A 15,955-nucleotide genomic window follows, 5' to 3' on the forward strand; every position below is an offset into this window, starting at 1 on the left:
GGGTCACCAGCTCAGGCCGTGGCCGAACGGGTAGAGCGGTGTGGCCGGGTCACCGGCCACCGGGATGTCGACCGGGAGCTTGCCGGCCGGCTTGATCTCGCCGTACAGGACCTTGGCCAGCGACTCCATCGAGACCGCCTGGTAGCCGTAGGTGGCGACGTAGGTCGGCGCCTGGTCGAAGTACGCGATGTCGTACGGGTCGCGGACGGCGACGACGATCACGGTCTTGCCGGTGGCCAGCAGGTCGTTGACCAGCTTCTGCTGCTTGGCCTGCTTGTCGGTGACTGTGGTGTCCCACGCCTTCTGCGTCAGGACGACGGTGACGTCGTTGGCCTGGGCCTTCGTCACCGCGTCGGCGATCGCCGCGTCGGTCGGGGCCGCGCCGGTCTGCGCCACGGTGGTGGTCGCGCCGCGGGTGGTCAGGCTGTTCGCCAGCGACTGCGTGGTGGTGACGCCCCAGCCGGTGACCAGGATCTTGCGCGCGGTGTTGCTCAGCGGCAGCGTGCTGGTGTCGTTCTTGACCAGGGTCATCGACTTGTCGACGATCTTCTGCGCGGTGGCCAGGCTGGCCGGCGTACCGACCTTGTTCGGGATCTGCGCCGGGTCGGAGAACGGCGACAGCAGGGTGCCGTTCTTCAGCTTGACCAGCAGGATCCGCAGCAGGCTCTCGTCGATCCGGCGCTCGCTGATCCGGCCCGACTTCACCGCGTCCACGACGGCCTTGAACTGGACGTCCGGAGCCGGCGGCAGCAGCAGCTGGTCGGCGCCGGCCTCGAGCGCGCGGACCGCGACCTCGGCGTCGCCGTACTTGGCCCGGACCGCGGCCATCTCCAGCGCGTCGGTGATGATCAGGCCCTTGAAGCCGAGCTGGTTGCGCAGCACCCCGGTCATGATCGGCTTGCTCAGCGTCGCCGGGTCACCGGACGGGTCCAGCGACGGGACCGAGATGTGCGCGGTCATGATCGAGTCGATGCCGGCCTTGATCGCGGCCTTGAACGGCGGTGCGTCGATCGTGTTCCACTCGGCCAGCGTGTGGTTGATCGTCGGCAGCGAGGTGTGGCTGTCGTCGCGGGTGTCGCCGTGGCCCGGGAAGTGCTTCGCGGTCGCGGTGATCCCGGCGTCGCGCTGGTAGCCCTGGACCTGGGCGGTGGTCATGTCGGAGACGAGCTTCGGGTCGCTGGAGTAGGAGCGGACACCGATCACCGGGTTGAGCGCGTTCACGTTCACGTCGGCGTCCGGCGCGTAGTCCTGCCGGATGCCCATCGCCTTCAGCTCGCGGCCAGTGATGCCGGCCGCGGTCCGGGCGTCGGCGGTGCTGCGGGTGGCGCCGTGGGCCATGTTGCCGCCGAACTGGGTGGCGGGCGGACCGATCCGGACCACGACGCCCTGCTCCTGGTCGGTCGCGATCGTCAGCGGCAGGTGCAGCCCGGTCTTGATCGCAGCCGACTGCAGCTGGTTCGAGTACGTCGCCAGCTGCGTCGGGTTCTGCACGTTGTCGCGGGCGTTGAAGTAGATCCAGCCGCCCGGCTTGTACTTCGCGACGACTTCGGCCGGCGTCGCGACGCCGTACAGGGCGGTGTTGCGGGGGTCGGGCTTGCTCGCGTCCGGGCCGTAGGCGAACAGCACGAACAGCTGCCCGATCTTCTCCTCCAGGCTCATCCCCCGCATCGCCTTGGTGGCCTGCTGGAGGCTGGTGATCGGAGCCTTCGGTTCGGGCGGTGGTGGTGCCGCGACCGCGGCCGCCGGGATCAGAGCGGCCGCGGTCGCGGCAGCGAGACTGGCAGTGACAGAGCGGCGCAACGAGGACATGACCGACCCCTCAGGTAAGTGAATTACATGCGTCTCCCCCGCACGCGAAAGTTACCCACGTCACGCAGATGGGTCAAGGGGAAACGGCAAGTCATCCTCCCAGCTCTTGAGGGCAGCCAGCAGCTCCGGCCGCTGAACCGTGTCGAGCGCTTCGGTGAACGCGTCGCCGACCACGTCGGCGATCCGGACCGGTGACTTCAGCGCGGCCGAACGCACCGCGGCCTCGACCATCGCGACGCTGATCAGGTTCGAGTGCACCTCCGACTGCGGGGTCGTCCCCGACCGGACCGCCGCGACGAACTCGGCCAGCGAGCCGGCGATCTCCTCCGGATCCTCCCGGAGGTCAGCCGGGATCGACTCGCCGCCGGCCCGCTCCGCGACCGGCGCGTTGTCGCCGTCCCAGGTCGCGGTTCCGCCTTCGGCGCTCGCGCGCCACCGGCCGTTCCACGAGGTCTCCAGCCCTGGCGCGCACCAGCTGCCGGTGAACGAGAAGCGAGCGCCGTTCGCGAAGGTGAAGATCGCGTTCGCCGCCGCGTTCCCGTCGAACCAGCTCCACTCCGGGTTGTACGAGTCGCAGTAGACCGACACCGGCTCGGAACCGATCAGTGTCCGGGCCAGGTCGAACTGGTGGATCGCCATGTCGACCAGCAGCGGCTCGGCCATCCGCTCGCGGAACCCGCTGAAGTGCGGCGCCTTGGCGAACTCACAGGCCAGCGACCCGACCGGACCGAGCTCGGCGAGCTGCCGGCGGAACGCCGTACCGGCCCGGAAGTAGCGGCGGGACTGCGAGACCATCAGCAGCTTGCCGCTCACCTCCGACGCGGCGACCATCGGCAGGCACTCGCGGACCGTCTCGGCCAGCGGCTTCTCGCAGAGCACCGGCAGCCCGCGCAGCAGGGCGTCGATGCTCACCGCCGGGTGCGCGGCCGGGACGGTCACGTCGATCACCGCGTCGGCCGCGACGGCCAGGTCTTCGAGGGACCTGGCCACCGGTACGTCGGCGTAGCCGTGCTCGGCGGCCGCCGTACGGGCTGTGTCCAGGTCGAGATCGACCAGGCCGGCCAGCACGACGTCGTCGTTCGCGGCGATCGTGCGCAGCCAGGCCCGGCCCATCCCGCCGGCCCCGACCTGCACGAGCCGCAACGGGTCAGGCATCGGCGGGCTCCTCGATCGCGCCCTGGTAGCCGTGCCCGTGGAAGAAGTCACCGGTCTCGTAGCGGAGCAACGTCGGTACGGCACGCTCGGGCCGATCGGTGTGCGCCCAAGCGACGCCGTTGGCGATCACCTTGCGGACGTCCTTGTGGTGGTAGACCGGGAAGTCCTGGTCGCCGGGCGAGAAGTAGAAGATCTTGCCGTGCCCGCGCCGCCAGGTGCAGCCCGAGCGGAACACCTCGCCGCCGGAGAACGACGAGACGAAGATCAGCTCGTCGGGCACCGGGATGTCGAAGTACTCGCCGTACATCTCCTGCTGCTCGATCTCGATCGGGTGCGGGACGCCCTGCGCGATCGGGTGCGTCGGCGCGACCGTCCAGACCAGCTCGCGGTCGCGCTCGCTGCGCCAGCGCAGCGTGCACGACGTGCCCATCAGCTTGCCGAAGATCTTCGACCAGTGGCCGGAGTGCAGCACGACCAGGCCCATCCCGGACAGCACCTGCTGGTGAACGCGGTCGACGACCTTGTCCTCCACCTCACCGTGCGCGGCGTGACCCCACCAGACCAGGACGTCGGTGTTGGCCAGCACCTCCTCGGTGAGGCCGTGCTCGGGCTCGTCGAGGGTCGTGGTGGTGACGACCGCCTGGTCGCCGAGGTTCTCGGCGATCCCGGCGGCGATCGCGCCGTGCATGCCGTCGGGGTAGAGCTCGGCGACGTGCGGCTCGACCTGCTCGTGCCGGTTCTCGCCCCAGACCAGTACTTTCAAGCTCATACGTCTTGTCCTTAAGGATTATTTGACCGCTCCGCCGACGGCGCCGGCGGCGATGTACTTCTGCGCGGCGACCAGCAGCACGACGGCCGGGATCGCCGAGAGCACCGCGGTGGCCATCACCGCGTTCCAGTTCTGCACCTGGGTGCCGAGGTACTGGTAGATCCCGAGCGTCACCGGGCGGACGCCGTTCTTGGTGGTCAGCGTCAGCGCGAACAGGAAGTCGCTCCAGGAGAACAGGAAGCTGAACAGGCCCGCGGTGATGAGGGAGTTCTTCGAGATCGGCAGCACGATCGCGACGAAGGCACGGACCAGCCCGGCGCCGTCCACCCGCGCGGCCTCCACCAGCGACGGCGGCAGCGAGAGCATGAACGAGCGCAGGATCAGGATCGCGAACGGGATCCCGCTGCTGCAGTTGGCCACGATCAGCCCCGGGATCGAGTTCAGCAGCCCGAGCTTCTCGTACGCCTGGTAGAGCGCGTTGGCGATCACGATGCCCGGGATCATCTGCGAGATCAGGATCGCCAGCAGCCCGATCGACACCCACCGGGACCGGAACTGCGACAGCGCGTACGCGCACGGCGTCGCGATCGCCAGACTCAGTACGACGGTCCCGCTGGCGATGATCAGGCTGGTGACCAGGTGCCCACCCTGCTCGCTGAGCGCCCGCCGGTAGCCGGCGAAGCTCGGGTCGAGCGGGAGCAGGCCCGCGGTCAGGGTGTTGCCGGACGGCTGCAGCGACGCGTTCACCATCCAGTACACCGGGAACAGCATCACCACGAGGATCAGGACGCCGAGCACGCTGAAGATCGCGCGCCGGACGGTTGAGTCGGTCATGGAGCCTCACTCGTCCACAGCACGGCGGGTGCCGCGCAGGTAGAAGACCGCGAACAGGAACGACAGGGCGATCAGCAGGTTGCTCAGCGCCGCGCCCTCACCGAACTTGAAGTCGACGAACGACCGCTCGTACGACTGCGTCGCCAGCGTCTGCGTCGCGTTGGCCGGACCACCACCGGTCAGGCCGAGGATGATGTCCAGCACCTTGATCGTGTAGACCACCCCGAGCATCAGCACCACGCTGGCCACCGCCCGCAGGTTCGGCCAGGTGATGTGGACGAACGCCCGCCACCCGGTCGCGCCGTCGAGCTGCCCGGCCTCGTAGAGCTCGTCGGGGATCTCGGTCAGCCCGGAGTACAGCAGCGTCACGTTGAACGGGATGCCGATCCAGATGTTCACGCCGATCACCGCGATCAGCGCCACCGACGGCGAGTTCAGCCACGGCACCGGGTCGTCGAGCAGCCCGGCGCCGATCAGCGTCCGGTTCAGGATCCCGTTGTCCTGCTCGAGGATCGAGCGCCAGGTCGCGCTGGACACGATCAGCGGCAGCAGCCAGGGCAGCAGCAGCATCGACCGCAGCACCCCGCCGAGCGGGAACCGGCGCCGGAAGAACAGCGCCAGTCCCAGCCCGATCACGAACTGGAACGCGATCGACCCGACCGTGAACAGGGCCGTGTTCACCATCGCCTGCGAGAACAGCTGGTGCTTCACCATCGCCGAGTAGTTGGCCAGCCCGACGAACGGCGCCTCGCCGGTGAAGAAGGTCCGCAGCGTGTAGTCCTGCAGGCTCATCAGCAGGTTCTTCACCACCGGGTAGCCGAACAGCGCGACCATCGCGACCGCGGCCGGCAGCACGAACAGGATCTTGGTCAGCTCCTCGCCCCGGCGGCCGCGCCCCCGGGCGCGCGGCAGCCGTCGTACGGACGTGCGGGTGAGCGTTCCGTCCGCCATCGCGATCAGCCGCCGGAGGCCTGCTTGAAGGCGTCCTGGGGAGAGGCCTTGCCGGTCAGGGCGAGCTGGACGGCCTGGTAGATCACCTTGGCGGCGTCCGGCCACTTCTCCCCGAGCTTGCCGGTCCGGGACCGGGCGTTCTTGACCTGCTCGGTGAACGCGGCCATCGAGGGCACGTCCTTGACGTAGGTGTCGAGCAGCGCGGTCCGGGTCGGCACCGTGAACCGGGCCTTGGCCCAGGTCAGCTCGTTCTCGTCCGAGGTCAGGCACTTCACGAAGTCCGCGGCCTTCTGCTGCTTGGCCTGGTCCTTGTTCAGCGGCACCGTCCAGGCCTCACCGCCGAGCGGCGCGACCGGCGTCTGCCCGGCCTTGTTCACCGGGAACTGGACGACGTCCCACTTCACGTTCGGCGTGGTCTGCAGCGACGGGATCTGCCAGGGACCGTTCACCATCATCGCGGCCTTGCCCGCGGCGAACTGGTCCTTCGCGTCGCCCTGGGTCCAGTTCACGACACTCTTCGACGCCGAGCCGGACTGCACGAGATCCGTCCACAGCTGCAGGGCTTCGGCCACCTGCGGGCTGGTCAGATCGGTCTCGTCACCGCCGTTGGTCCACATCGCCGGCAGGAACTGCCAAGCACCCTCGTACGTCGCGTTGGCGTTGAACGCGATCCCGTACCGGCCCGGCTTGGTCAGCTTCTTCGCCGCGGCCCGCAGCTCGTCCCAGGTCTTCGGCGGCTGGACGCCCGCCTCGGTGAGCATCTGGGTGTTGTAGAACAGCGCGATCGTGTTCACCACAGGCGCGAGGCCGTAGAGCTTGCCGTCGTACGAGCCGGCGTCGACGATGCCCTGTGCGAACCCCTCGGAGGTGACACCCAGGTCGTTCAGCGGAGCGAGCGCCCCCGTGGCGGCGATCTGCTGGACGTCGGGGTTGTCGAGCATCAGGACGTCGGGCAGCGTCTTGGACGACGCCTGCTGCAGCACCTTCTGGATCAAGGTGTCACCAGGCACCGTCTCCCGCTGGATGCTGATCCCGAGCTGCGTCGCGCAACCGTCCAGGCCCTTCTGCACCAGGGCCTTGTCCGGGTCGTTGTTGTAGTAGTCGAGGACGGTGAGGCTGCTGACGGACGCACCCGAGGCGGACGGGCTGTCGCCGTTGTCGCCGCACGCGGCCAGCAGGAGTGGCAGCGCGGTCGCACCCGCCACCAGGGCGGTGATCCGCTTGCTGATCATGGCATCGGACTCCTTCGGGGAATCGACGATCAAAGCGCTTGACCAATGACCGGCGCCGCACTTGCCGACGCTGCGGTAAAGCGCTTAACTGAATTGGCTAGGACTATGTTCCTTGGGTCACACTGCTGTCAAGGGTTCGAGGGGGACGTATGGCGACGATGCAGGAGGTCGCGGACCGCGCGGGGGTCTCGATCGCGACGGTGTCGTTCCTGCTGAACGACACCAAACCGGTCGGCGCCGCGACCCGGGCCCGGATCGAGCAGGCGATGGCCGAGCTCGGATACCGGCGCAACGTGGTCGCGCGGGCGCTGGCCAGCCGGCGGACCCACATCATCGCGATGGCCTACCCGGCGCTCGAGCACCGGTTCGGGACGTCGACCGCCGAGTTCTTCACCAGCGCGGCCGAGGCCGCGCGCGAGGACGACTACCACCTGGTGCTCTGGCCGGTCGGCAACGACGGCGTCGAGCTGCGCGAGCTGCTCGGGCAGGGACTGGTCGACGGGGTGGTGCTGATGGAGGTCCAGCTCGACGACGCGCGGGTCGGCGTACTGCGAGAGACCGGTACGCCGTTCGCGATGATCGGGCGGACGACGGAGCTCGAAGGGCTGACGCACGTCGACATCGACTTCGACACGACCGTCGCGGACGCGGTGTCGTACCTGCACGGGCTCGGGCACCGGCGGCTCGTGCTGCTGTCGGGCGACCTGGACGACCCGCGCTTCCACGAGTACGGCCCGTGGGTGCGGATCGGCGACGCCTACCGGCGGATCGCGGCCGAGCACGGGCTGGAGATCGTGGTGATCGAGTGCAGCGACTCGACCCGCGCCGGGCACGAGGCGGCGGGGCAGATCCTGCGCGAGCATCCGGAGACGACGGCCGTGCTGGTGATGAACGAGTTCGCCGCGCTCGGGGTGACCGCCGGGCTGCAGCGTCTCGGGCGTGACGTTCCCGGCGACCTGTCGGTGCTGCCGCTGCTGATGGTTCCGGACACGGCGGCGATGAGTAATCCGGAGCTGACGATCATGCGAACGCCTGGCCCGGAGCTCGGGCGACTCGGCACGCAGTCCTTGATCCGCCACCTGGAGGGCGCTGATCCCCTGCCCCCGCAGCTCGTTCCCGCCAAGCTCGTCCCGGGTGAGTCAGTCGGTCCCGTCCCCTAGCCCAAGTCTTCCGCCCGATCGCATCAGCGGAACGGATCAGTCTCCGGGAGCCAAGCCTCCTTCTCCTCCGGCAGTTCCACCCCGTGAGTCAGCGCCTCGATCGTCCCCAGCACCGCCGCTCTCGTCTCGTCCGCGCGCGACACCAGCGCCCACGTCCAGTACGGCGCCGGCCGCTCGACCTGGCGCCGGACGAGATCGGGCGGCAACGGGATCCCGGTCCGCTTCGGCGAGCTGATCACCGGCCGCCGCAGCCGCCGTACGTGCTCGAAGAACGCCGGCCCGGTGATCCCCTCGTCCTCGATCCGCTCCACCCCTGCGCCGGTCGCCGCCGCGAACTCCTCGGCGTACACGTTCCACGACGACCACGCAGCGCTGTCCGCGTCGACCAGCACCACCACGTCCTCGGCTCGCACCGGCCCCGCTTCCCCGACGCTCACCGCGTGCAGCCGGTCCACCCCAGCCAACCGCGCCGCGAGCCCCTGCTCCTCCAGGTCCGGCGTCCGCACCCAGCAGATCGCCAGGTCGATGCTCCCGTCCGCGACCCGGCTCGCCTGCGTGTGCGACGGCATCACCCACGGGTCCACGACGAGATGCGCGACCCCGGTCGTCCGCGCGACCAGATCCTTCGGGTGCCAGCTCACGTACCCGAGCCGCACACAGTCGGCCCCCTCCAGCCCAGCCGCCGTACGCCGTAACGCGTCGGCCTGCTCGAGCAGCTCCCGCGTCTTCGGCAGCAACGCCTGCCCGGACGCGGTCAGCGTCACCGACCGCCGGTCGCGCTCGAACAGCTGCACCCCGAGATCGCGCTCCAGCGCCTTGATCTGCTGGGACAGCGACGGCCCGGCGATCAGCAACCGGGCGGCCGCCCGCCCGAAGTTCAGCTCCTCGGCGACCGCGACGAAGTACCGCAACTGACGCAGCTCCACCCGACGATCGTACGGCGCCGGGCCTCGGAGCCGCGGCCTCCCAGCAGGGAGGATCTCGGTCGTTCGGAAACCCCCGGCGGCGCGCAACCCTCGGGGCATGGACAACAACACGCAGAAAGTCGCCGTCGTCACCGGAGCGTCCCAGGGCATCGGCGAAGGACTGGTCACGGCGTACCGCAAGCTCGGGTACGCCGTGGTCGCGAACTCCCGCTCGATCGAGCGCTCCGGCGACCCGATGGTGCTCACGGTGCCCGGCGACCTCGCCGAGCCCGGCACCGGGACCCGGGTGATCGAGGCCGCGCTGGCCGAGTTCGGCCGGGTCGACACCCTGATCAACAACGCCGGCGTCTTCGTCGCCAAGCCGTTCACCGACTACTCCGACGAGGACTTCGACCTGGTCACCGGGGTCAACCTGCGCGGCTTCTTCGAGATCTCGCAGCAGGCCGTCAAGGCGATGCTGGCCACCGGCGGCGGGCACGTCGTGAACGTCTCGACCAGCCTGGTCGACCACGCCAACACCGCCGTCCCGTCCGCGCTCGCCTCGCTCACCAAGGGCGGCCTGAACGCCGTCACCAAGTCGCTGGCCATCGAGTACGCCGCCCGCGCGATCCGCGTCAACACCGTTGCCCTCGGCATCATCGAGACGCCGATGCACCCGGTCGAGACGCACGCGACGCTGGCCACCCTGCACCCGGTCGGCCGGATCGGCGCGATCGCCGACGTGGTGGACGCGGTCACCTACCTGGAGAACGCGGCCTTCGTCACCGGCGAGGTCCTGCACGTCGACGGCGGCCAGAGCGCCGGCCACTGATGTCCGCCACCGAGATCCTGACCGCGGTCGCCGACCGCTGGCGCAGCGCGGTCGACGCCCACGACCCGGAGCTGGTCGCGTCGTACTTCACCGACGACGCGATCTTCCAGGGCCTGCACCCGTACTCGGTCGGCCCGGAAGGCGTCGCGGCGTACTACGCCGCCCAGCCGCTCGGCATGACCGCGGAGTACGCCGTACTGGAGACCCGGCAGCTCGCCGACGACCTGATCCTCGGCTATCTGACCGTCGACTTCGCCTTCACCGACCGGCCGACCAGGACGCTCAACCTCAGCCTGCTCGTCCGGAAGGTCGAAGACACCTGGCAGATCGCCCACTACCAGGTGTCGCAGTTGCCCCAGAGCTCGAACGTCTAGAGCTCGAACGTCGCGGCGACCGGGAGGTGGTCGGCGGCGTGCGTGATGGGAGTGCTTGCGGACTTGGCCTTGAAGGCCGCCGAGTGCAGGACGTAGTCGATCCGGGAGAGCGGGAAGATCGCCGGGTTGGTCAGCCCCAGGCCGAAGCCGACCTCGGGCCAGGTGTCCTTCCAGGTGGCGGTCAGTGCCTTGATCTCCGGGGACGTCGGTACGGCGTTGAGGTCGCCGGTGAGCAGCGTGGGCGTGGTCGGGCCGGCCAGGAGCTGGGTGATCTTCTGGGCCTGCTCGACCCGCTCGGCGGAGGTGAGCTTCGACAGGTGGGTGTTCGCGAAGCGCACGTCCTGGCCGTTGACGTCGAGCGTGGCGACGGCCAGGCCGCGCTGCTCGCTGCCGGCGTACAGGGGCAGCAGGGTGTTGCTGAAGTCCTTGATCGGGTAGCGCGACAGGATCGCGGTGCCGTACTGCCGGCGTGGGTCGCCGGGGGTGAGCGGGTCGAGGTCGAGGTTCGCCGCGAAGCGGTACTCCATGCCGAGCCGGTTCGCGAGCCAGGCGGCCTGGTCGACCCAGTTGCTGCGCTCGCTCCAGTGCACGTCGACCTCCTGCAGGCCGACCACCGCGGCACCGGACCGGCTGATCACCGTGGCGATGCGCTCGAGGTTCAGGGCGCCGTCGACGCCCTGCCCGTGATGGATGTTGTACGTGAGCACCGGCACGGTCACGACCGCGCGGGGCTGGGCGACGGCGACGGCCGGCGTCACGACGAGCAGGGCAGTGACGGCGACGAGCAGGCGGCGGAATCTACGCATGGGCAGATCACATCAGCCGTCCGGGCCAACGGCCCAGGTATTCGTTCCTCGCCGAAACCTCAGCCGAGCTGCTCACGGACCCAGCGCGGGTCCGGGTTCACCCGGTGGTCGTTGCCTACGACAACGGTGGGGACGGTCTCGTCGCCGCCGGTGAGGGCGCGGACGGTGGCGGCGGCCGCCGGGTCGGACCAGATGTTCACCCAGTGGGCGTCGCGGCCGCGGCGGCCGAGCTTGCGGCGCAGGCGCAGGCAGAAGGAGCAGCCGGGGCGCCAGTAGATGATCGGGCGGCCGTCGGCGGCGGCCAGGCGCTCGGCCTCGGCGGCCGGCGTCGACCGCGGGAACACCAACGGGGACAGCACGGCACCAACCGCCGCGAAGGCGATCAGCTCGCAGCAGGCCAGCACCCAGCGGCCGGCCAGGAACTGGCTGGCCGACGTCGCGAGACCGACGAACAGAAACGCCCCGGCCAGGCTCCAGGTGCGGAGCAGGCCGGGGCGTTTCACCGTACTCAGAGCTTCAGGGCTCCCGCGACGACGTCGGCCAGCGAGTGGGCGACGTCGTGGGCGGTGTCGGAGGACTCGGCCTCGACCATCACCCGGACCAGCGGCTCGGTCCCCGACGGGCGGAGCAGCACCCGGCCGGTGTCACCGAGGCGCTCGGTGGCCGCGGTGACCGCGGTCTGGACGGTCGTGTCGGTGCCGGCGCGGGTCTTGTCGACGTTCGGGACGTTGACCAGGACCTGCGGCAGCCGCGTCATCACGGCGGCCAGCTCGCGCAGCGACTTGCCGGTCGCGGCGACCCGGGCCAGCAGGTTGATCGCGGTCAGCGTGCCGTCGCCGGTGGTGGCGTGGTCGGACAGGATCACGTGCCCGGACTGCTCACCGCCGAGCTTGTGGCCGCCGGCCTTCATCGCCTCCAGCACGTACCGGTCGCCGACCTTGGTCTGCTCGACCGCGATCTGCTCCCGGACCATCGCCTGGACGAAGCCGAGGTTGCTCATCACGGTCGCCACGACGGTGTCGTTGGACAGCCGGCCGCTGTCGCGCATCGCCAGCGCCAGCACGGCGAGGATCTGGTCGCCGTCGACCAGCTCACCGGTGCCGTCGATGGCCAGGCAGCGGTCGGCGTCGCCGTCGAGCGCGATGCCGAGGTCGGCGCCGTGCCCGATCACCTCACGGCGCAGCCCCTCCATGTGGGTGGAGCCGCACTCGAGGTTGATGTTCAGGCCGTCCGGGCTGGCGGCGTACGTGATCACCTCGGCGCCGAGCCGGCGCAGCGCCTCCGGTGCCGTCAGGGACGCGGCACCGTTCGCGCAGTCGATCACGACCTTGACGCCGTCGAAGCGGTTCGGCGCGGACCGGACCAGGTGCGCGACGTAGGTCTCGAACCCCTGACCGTCGTCGTGCACCCGCCCGACGGCCTTACCGGTCGGGCGCTGCCACTCCTCGCCCATCCGGGCCTCGATGGCGTCCTCGATCGGGTCGTCGAGCTTGATCCCGCCACGGGCCAGGAACTTGATGCCGTTGTCCGGCATCGGGTTGTGGCTGGCCGACAACATCACACCGAGATCGGCACCGGTCGAACCGGTCAGGTACGCGACCGCGGGGGTCGGCAGCACGCCGAGCTTGAAGACGTCGACGCCGGCGCTGGCCAGACCGGCCACGACGGCGGCTTCCAGGAACTCACCACTGGCACGCGGATCCCGGCCCACAACGGCGCGTGGCCGGTGCCCTTCGAAGGCACCGGCCTCGCCGAGTACGTGAGCGGCGGCGACCGAGAGGTCGAGCGCCAGCTCCGCGGTCAGGTCCACGTTCGCCAGGCCACGGACGCCGTCCGTGCCGAACAAACGCGCCATCAGATGATCAGCGCTTGCTGTACTGCGGAGCCTTACGGGCCTTCTTGAGACCGGCCTTCTTGCGCTCCTTGATCCGCGCGTCGCGGGTGAGCAGACCGGCCTTCTTCAGACCCGGGCGGTTCGCCTCCTCGTCGGCGGCGTTCAGGCAGCGGGCGACACCCAGCTGCAGGGCGCCGGCCTGGCCGGTGATGCCACCGCCGTTGATCCGGGCGATCACGTCGTAGGAGCCCTCCAGGCCCGCGACGACGAACGGCTCGTTCACGTGCTGCTGGTGCACCTTGTTCGGGAAGTAGACGTCCAGCGGCTTGCCGTTGACCGTCCAGTTGCCGGTCCCGGGGACCAGGCGAACGCGCGCCACGGCCTCCTTGCGGCGACCGGTCGCGCCGGCCGGGTTGATCACCGCGACGCGGCCGGACTCGGCGCGCTGCTCCGGGCTCGGGTTCGTCTCGGAGGTGTAGGCGACCGGGCCCTCGCTGTCGATGGGGACCTCGGGGTCGAACTCGGCGGTCTCGGTGGTGGTGACGTCGCTCACGCTGGAAATCCTCGTTTACCTGGCTCGTCGATCGCTCTACTGGGCGATCTGGGTGATCTCGAAAGGCTTCGGCTGCTGGGCCGTGTGCGGGTGCTCCGGACCGGCGTACACCTTCAGCTTGGTGAGCAGCTTCCGGCTGAGACGGTTCTTCGGCAGCATCCCCCAGACAGCCTTCTCGACGGCCTTACGGGGGTCCTTGTCGAGGATCTCACCGATCGGCGTCGCCGTCAGACCACCCGGGTGACCCGAGTGGCGGTAGGCCAGCTTGTCGGTCCGCTTGCTGCCGGACAGGGCGACCTTGGAGGCGTTGACGACGACGACGAAGTCGCCTCCGTCAACGTGCGGGGCGAAGGTCGGCTTGTGCTTGCCACGCAGAAGAGTTGCGATCTGGACGGCGAGCCGACCGAGCGTGACGTCGGTGGCGTCGATCACGTGCCACTCGCGAGTGACGTCAGCAGGCTTCGGGCTGTACGTGCGCACGGTCGTTGACCTTCGTTTCTCAGAGATTGACAAAAGTGGGGCGTCGGCGAGCGGTATCACCGAGGACCGGTGCAGACCTGAAACGCACAACAGCAGCCCAGAATACCGGCGGGGACACGTCGGGGTCAAAGTGAGCGCGAACGGCCCGGGGACCCCGGGTTGGAACCGAACTCCGACCGCACTAGTTTAGCCGTGAAGAACAGAAGTCCGCACCGCGTCCCGCCGGCTGACGATCACCCTCACTGGCTCCGGCGATGACGCCAGCTTCCGAAGAGGGCACCGTGACCGAACAGTCGCTCACCGTCCGGGACAACCGGACCGGCAAGGACTACGACCTTGCCATCACCGACGGCACCATCCGTGCCGCAGATCTCAAGCAGATCAGCGCTACCGACGGAGACGGTGGCCTGGCCACCTACGACCCCGGCTTCGTCAACACCGCCTCGACCCGCTCCTCGGTCACCTTCATCGACGGTGACAAGGGCATCCTGGAGTACCGCGGCTACCCGATCGAGCAGCTCGCCGAGCAGTCGAACTACCTCGAGGTGGCCTACCTGCTGGTCAACGGCAAGCTGCCGAACAAGGCCGAGTACGAGGGCTGGGCGCACGACGTGACGTATCACACGTTCGTGCACGAGAACCTGAAGACCTTCATGCAGGGCTTCCGGTACGACGCGCACCCGATGGGCATGCTGCTGGCCTCGGTCGGCGCGCTGTCCACCTTCTACCCCGAGTCCCGGGAGATCTTCGACGAGGAGTCGCGGGCGCTGCAGATCCGCCGGCTGATCGCGAAGATGCCGACGCTGGGCGCGTTCGCGTACCGGCACGCGCAGGGCAAGCCGTACGTCTACCCCGACAACGAGCTCAGCTACGCGGCGAACTTCCTGTCGATGCTGTTCAAGATGAGCGAGCCCAAGTACGCCGCCGACGACCGGCTGGTGCGCGCGCTGGAGATCCTGTTCATCCTGCACGCCGACCACGAGCAGAACGCGTCCACCAACGCGGTGCGCGCGATCGGCTCGACCCAGGTCGACCCGTACAGCGCCGTCACCGGTGGCATCGCCGCCCTCTACGGCCCGCTGCACGGCGGCGCCAACGAGGCGGTGCTGAAGATGCTGCGCCGGATCGGCACCGTCGACAACGTCCCGTCGTTCATCGAGGGCGTCAAGAACGGCGAAGAGCGGCTGATGGGCTTCGGCCACCGGGTCTACAAGAACTACGACCCGCGGGCCAAGATCATCAAGAAGGCCGCCGACGACGTCTTCGAGGTCACCGGGATCAACCCGCTGCTGAAGATCGCCGTCGAGCTGGAGAAGATCGCGCTGGAGGACGAGTACTTCGTCTCCCGCAAGCTCTACCCGAACGTGGACTTCTACTCCGGCCTGATCTACGAGGCCCTGCAGTTCCCGCCGGAGATGTTCACCGTGCTGTTCGCCATCCCGCGCACCTCGGGCTGGCTGGCCCAGTGGCTGGAGAGCCTCGGCGACAGCGACCAGAAGATCGCCCGCCCGAAGCAGATCTACACCGGCGCCCGCGGCATCGACTACGTCCCGATGGGCGACCGCTAGTCATTGCCTGAAGCAACGAAACCCCCATCGTCCCGGCGCCGGTGGGGGTTTCGCCGTTCCCGGGCCGGAGTTGGGACGACCCCGGTCCGGCAGGGGAGCCACGGACCGGGGTCGTGCTGTGCTTCTGCCGGCTACGACGCGGCGGCCGGGGTGCGCGGTTCCCGGGCGGCGGCGAACAGTTCGTCGAGCCGGCCACGGGCGCGGGCCATCGCGACATGGTCGACGTAGTCGCGGGACTCGACGATCAGGCCGTCGCGGACCCGGAGCACGAAGATGCACGGGACGCGGAACGTCGCGCCGTCGGCGGTGCGGGTGCCGGCGTACTCGAACTCGGCGACGATCACCTCGGGGTCCGCGGTCTCGTGGACGCGGACGTTGTCGGGGACGAAGCTGATGGCCGAGGCGACCCGCGGGCCGGTGCCGCCGAAGTGCTCGCGGAGCGCGGCGCGGGTGAGCAGCGGGTGGTCGCCACCGGGCGCCATCGGGTGCCGGACGTCGGTCGGTTCGGCGTACAGGGCGGGCAGGCTCGCGTAGTCACCGGCCGCGACGCCGTGGACCAGGCGCAGGAAGACCTCGGACGGGGTCATGATCGCCTCCTAAGCGAAGTGATGACTCCGAATATATGGAGTACGAACTTCGGTTACAACCAAAATGGCTCGGCGGGCGTCTTCTACGCTGTGCGGGACGAAGGAG

17 protein-coding genes are annotated in these 15,955 nt (G+C 69.4%); 4 read left to right on the forward strand and 13 right to left on the reverse strand.

Going from position 1 to position 15,955, the window contains the following annotated elements:
- Positions 1-3: 3 nt before the first annotated feature.
- The 6 genes from AB0M01_RS36140 to AB0M01_RS36165 are packed head-to-tail and all read right to left on the reverse strand — an operon-like array spanning position 4 to position 6,750.
- Positions 4-1,809, reverse strand: a complete 1,806-nt coding sequence (locus tag AB0M01_RS36140; protein WP_363677023.1) for a glycoside hydrolase family 3 protein — start codon at positions 1,807-1,809, stop codon at positions 4-6.
- Positions 1,810-1,869: 60 nt separating this feature from the next.
- On the reverse strand, positions 1,870-2,964 hold the full coding sequence (locus tag AB0M01_RS36145) for a Gfo/Idh/MocA family oxidoreductase (protein WP_363677024.1): 1,095 nt from the start codon (positions 2,962-2,964) through the stop codon (positions 1,870-1,872).
- Positions 2,957-3,733 (reverse strand): ThuA domain-containing protein, encoded by a 777-nt coding sequence (locus AB0M01_RS36150; RefSeq protein WP_363677026.1) that lies wholly within the window; start codon positions 3,731-3,733, stop codon positions 2,957-2,959. Before AB0M01_RS36150 ends, AB0M01_RS36145 begins: the two co-directional genes overlap by 8 nt.
- Before the next feature lie 18 nt (positions 3,734-3,751).
- The gene (locus AB0M01_RS36155) at positions 3,752-4,567 is read right to left on the reverse strand and encodes a carbohydrate ABC transporter permease (protein ID WP_363677028.1); all 816 of its coding nucleotides are present in this window, start codon (positions 4,565-4,567) and stop codon (positions 3,752-3,754) included.
- Positions 4,568-4,573: 6 nt separating this feature from the next.
- Complete coding sequence (locus AB0M01_RS36160) at positions 4,574-5,518, reverse strand: sugar ABC transporter permease (RefSeq protein ID WP_363677029.1); 945 nt, start codon at positions 5,516-5,518, stop codon at positions 4,574-4,576.
- A 5-nt stretch (positions 5,519-5,523) separates the two neighbouring features.
- Positions 5,524-6,750: an ABC transporter substrate-binding protein gene (locus AB0M01_RS36165; protein ID WP_363677031.1), complete on the reverse strand. Its 1,227-nt coding sequence runs from the start codon at positions 6,748-6,750 to the stop codon at positions 5,524-5,526.
- Between the two features lie 149 nt (positions 6,751-6,899).
- Here AB0M01_RS36165 and AB0M01_RS36170 point away from each other — a divergent pair, with 149 nt between their 5' ends.
- Complete coding sequence (locus AB0M01_RS36170; RefSeq protein WP_363677032.1) at positions 6,900-7,910, forward strand: LacI family DNA-binding transcriptional regulator; 1,011 nt, start codon at positions 6,900-6,902, stop codon at positions 7,908-7,910.
- A 23-nt stretch (positions 7,911-7,933) separates the two neighbouring features.
- Here AB0M01_RS36170 and AB0M01_RS36175 read toward each other — a convergent pair whose 3' ends face one another.
- Positions 7,934-8,836: a LysR family transcriptional regulator gene (locus tag AB0M01_RS36175; protein ID WP_363677033.1), complete on the reverse strand. Its 903-nt coding sequence runs from the start codon at positions 8,834-8,836 to the stop codon at positions 7,934-7,936.
- Between the two features lie 97 nt (positions 8,837-8,933).
- Here AB0M01_RS36175 and AB0M01_RS36180 point away from each other — a divergent pair, with 97 nt between their 5' ends.
- Both AB0M01_RS36180 and AB0M01_RS36185 read left to right on the forward strand, forming a co-directional pair.
- Positions 8,934-9,647 (forward strand): SDR family oxidoreductase, encoded by a 714-nt coding sequence (locus tag AB0M01_RS36180; protein WP_363677035.1) that lies wholly within the window; start codon positions 8,934-8,936, stop codon positions 9,645-9,647.
- Positions 9,647-10,021, forward strand: coding sequence for an SgcJ/EcaC family oxidoreductase (locus AB0M01_RS36185; RefSeq protein ID WP_363677037.1), 375 nt, complete (start codon positions 9,647-9,649; stop codon positions 10,019-10,021). Before AB0M01_RS36180 ends, AB0M01_RS36185 begins: the two co-directional genes overlap by 1 nt.
- Here AB0M01_RS36185 and AB0M01_RS36190 read toward each other — a convergent pair.
- The 5 genes from AB0M01_RS36190 to rplM all read right to left on the reverse strand — a co-directional run bounded on the left by AB0M01_RS36190 (position 10,018) and on the right by rplM (position 13,694).
- Entirely contained in the window at positions 10,018-10,827 is an 810-nt protein-coding gene (locus tag AB0M01_RS36190; protein ID WP_363677039.1) for an endonuclease/exonuclease/phosphatase family protein, read from the reverse strand. The two genes, AB0M01_RS36185 and AB0M01_RS36190, sit on opposite strands and share 4 nt — an antisense overlap.
- Positions 10,828-10,886: 59 nt before the next feature.
- Complete coding sequence (locus AB0M01_RS36195) at positions 10,887-11,330, reverse strand: glutaredoxin domain-containing protein (protein WP_363677041.1); 444 nt, start codon at positions 11,328-11,330, stop codon at positions 10,887-10,889.
- A 5-nt stretch (positions 11,331-11,335) separates the two neighbouring features.
- Positions 11,336-12,682, reverse strand: a complete 1,347-nt coding sequence (glmM, locus tag AB0M01_RS36200) for a phosphoglucosamine mutase (RefSeq protein WP_363677042.1) — start codon at positions 12,680-12,682, stop codon at positions 11,336-11,338.
- A 7-nt stretch (positions 12,683-12,689) separates the two neighbouring features.
- Complete coding sequence (rpsI, locus tag AB0M01_RS36205; RefSeq protein ID WP_363677126.1) at positions 12,690-13,163, reverse strand: 30S ribosomal protein S9; 474 nt, start codon at positions 13,161-13,163, stop codon at positions 12,690-12,692.
- 87 nt (positions 13,164-13,250) lie between these two features.
- Positions 13,251-13,694: a 50S ribosomal protein L13 gene (gene rplM, locus AB0M01_RS36210; RefSeq protein WP_363677043.1), complete on the reverse strand. Its 444-nt coding sequence runs from the start codon at positions 13,692-13,694 to the stop codon at positions 13,251-13,253.
- Between the two features lie 281 nt (positions 13,695-13,975).
- Here rplM and AB0M01_RS36215 point away from each other — a divergent pair, with 281 nt between their 5' ends.
- Positions 13,976-15,262 carry a citrate synthase gene (locus AB0M01_RS36215; protein WP_363677044.1) on the forward strand — a complete coding sequence of 429 codons (1,287 nt, stop codon included), beginning with the start codon at positions 13,976-13,978 and terminating at the stop codon, positions 15,260-15,262.
- Between the two features lie 131 nt (positions 15,263-15,393).
- On the opposite strand, the gene AB0M01_RS36220 is transcribed toward AB0M01_RS36215, so the two are convergent.
- Positions 15,394-15,849 (reverse strand): nuclear transport factor 2 family protein, encoded by a 456-nt coding sequence (locus AB0M01_RS36220; protein ID WP_363677046.1) that lies wholly within the window; start codon positions 15,847-15,849, stop codon positions 15,394-15,396.
- Between the last annotated feature and the right edge of the window lie 106 nt (positions 15,850-15,955).

It is taken from the genome of Kribbella sp. NPDC051770, from assembly GCF_040681455.1.
GTDB lineage: Bacteria > Actinomycetota > Actinomycetes > Propionibacteriales > Kribbellaceae > Kribbella.

Excerpts from the sequence above, each read along its gene's own strand:
- AB0M01_RS36140 (WP_363677023.1), bottom strand. The coding sequence starts at position 1,809 with ATGTCCTCGTTGCGCCGCTCTGTCACTGCCAGTCTCGCTGCCGCGACC.
- AB0M01_RS36145 (WP_363677024.1), bottom strand. The coding sequence starts at position 2,964 with ATGCCTGACCCGTTGCGGCTCGTGCAGGTCGGGGCCGGCGGGATGGGC.
- AB0M01_RS36150 (WP_363677026.1), bottom strand. The coding sequence starts at position 3,733 with ATGAGCTTGAAAGTACTGGTCTGGGGCGAGAACCGGCACGAGCAGGTC.
- AB0M01_RS36155 (WP_363677028.1), bottom strand. The coding sequence starts at position 4,567 with ATGACCGACTCAACCGTCCGGCGCGCGATCTTCAGCGTGCTCGGCGTC.
- AB0M01_RS36160 (WP_363677029.1), bottom strand. The coding sequence starts at position 5,518 with ATGGCGGACGGAACGCTCACCCGCACGTCCGTACGACGGCTGCCGCGC.
- AB0M01_RS36165 (WP_363677031.1), bottom strand. The coding sequence starts at position 6,750 with ATGATCAGCAAGCGGATCACCGCCCTGGTGGCGGGTGCGACCGCGCTG.
- AB0M01_RS36170 (WP_363677032.1), top strand. The coding sequence starts at position 6,900 with ATGGCGACGATGCAGGAGGTCGCGGACCGCGCGGGGGTCTCGATCGCG.
- AB0M01_RS36180 (WP_363677035.1), top strand. The coding sequence starts at position 8,934 with ATGGACAACAACACGCAGAAAGTCGCCGTCGTCACCGGAGCGTCCCAG.
- AB0M01_RS36185 (WP_363677037.1), top strand. The coding sequence starts at position 9,647 with ATGTCCGCCACCGAGATCCTGACCGCGGTCGCCGACCGCTGGCGCAGC.
- AB0M01_RS36190 (WP_363677039.1), bottom strand. The coding sequence starts at position 10,827 with ATGCGTAGATTCCGCCGCCTGCTCGTCGCCGTCACTGCCCTGCTCGTC.
- glmM (WP_363677042.1), bottom strand. The coding sequence starts at position 12,682 with ATGGCGCGTTTGTTCGGCACGGACGGCGTCCGTGGCCTGGCGAACGTG.
- AB0M01_RS36220 (WP_363677046.1), bottom strand. The coding sequence starts at position 15,849 with ATGACCCCGTCCGAGGTCTTCCTGCGCCTGGTCCACGGCGTCGCGGCC.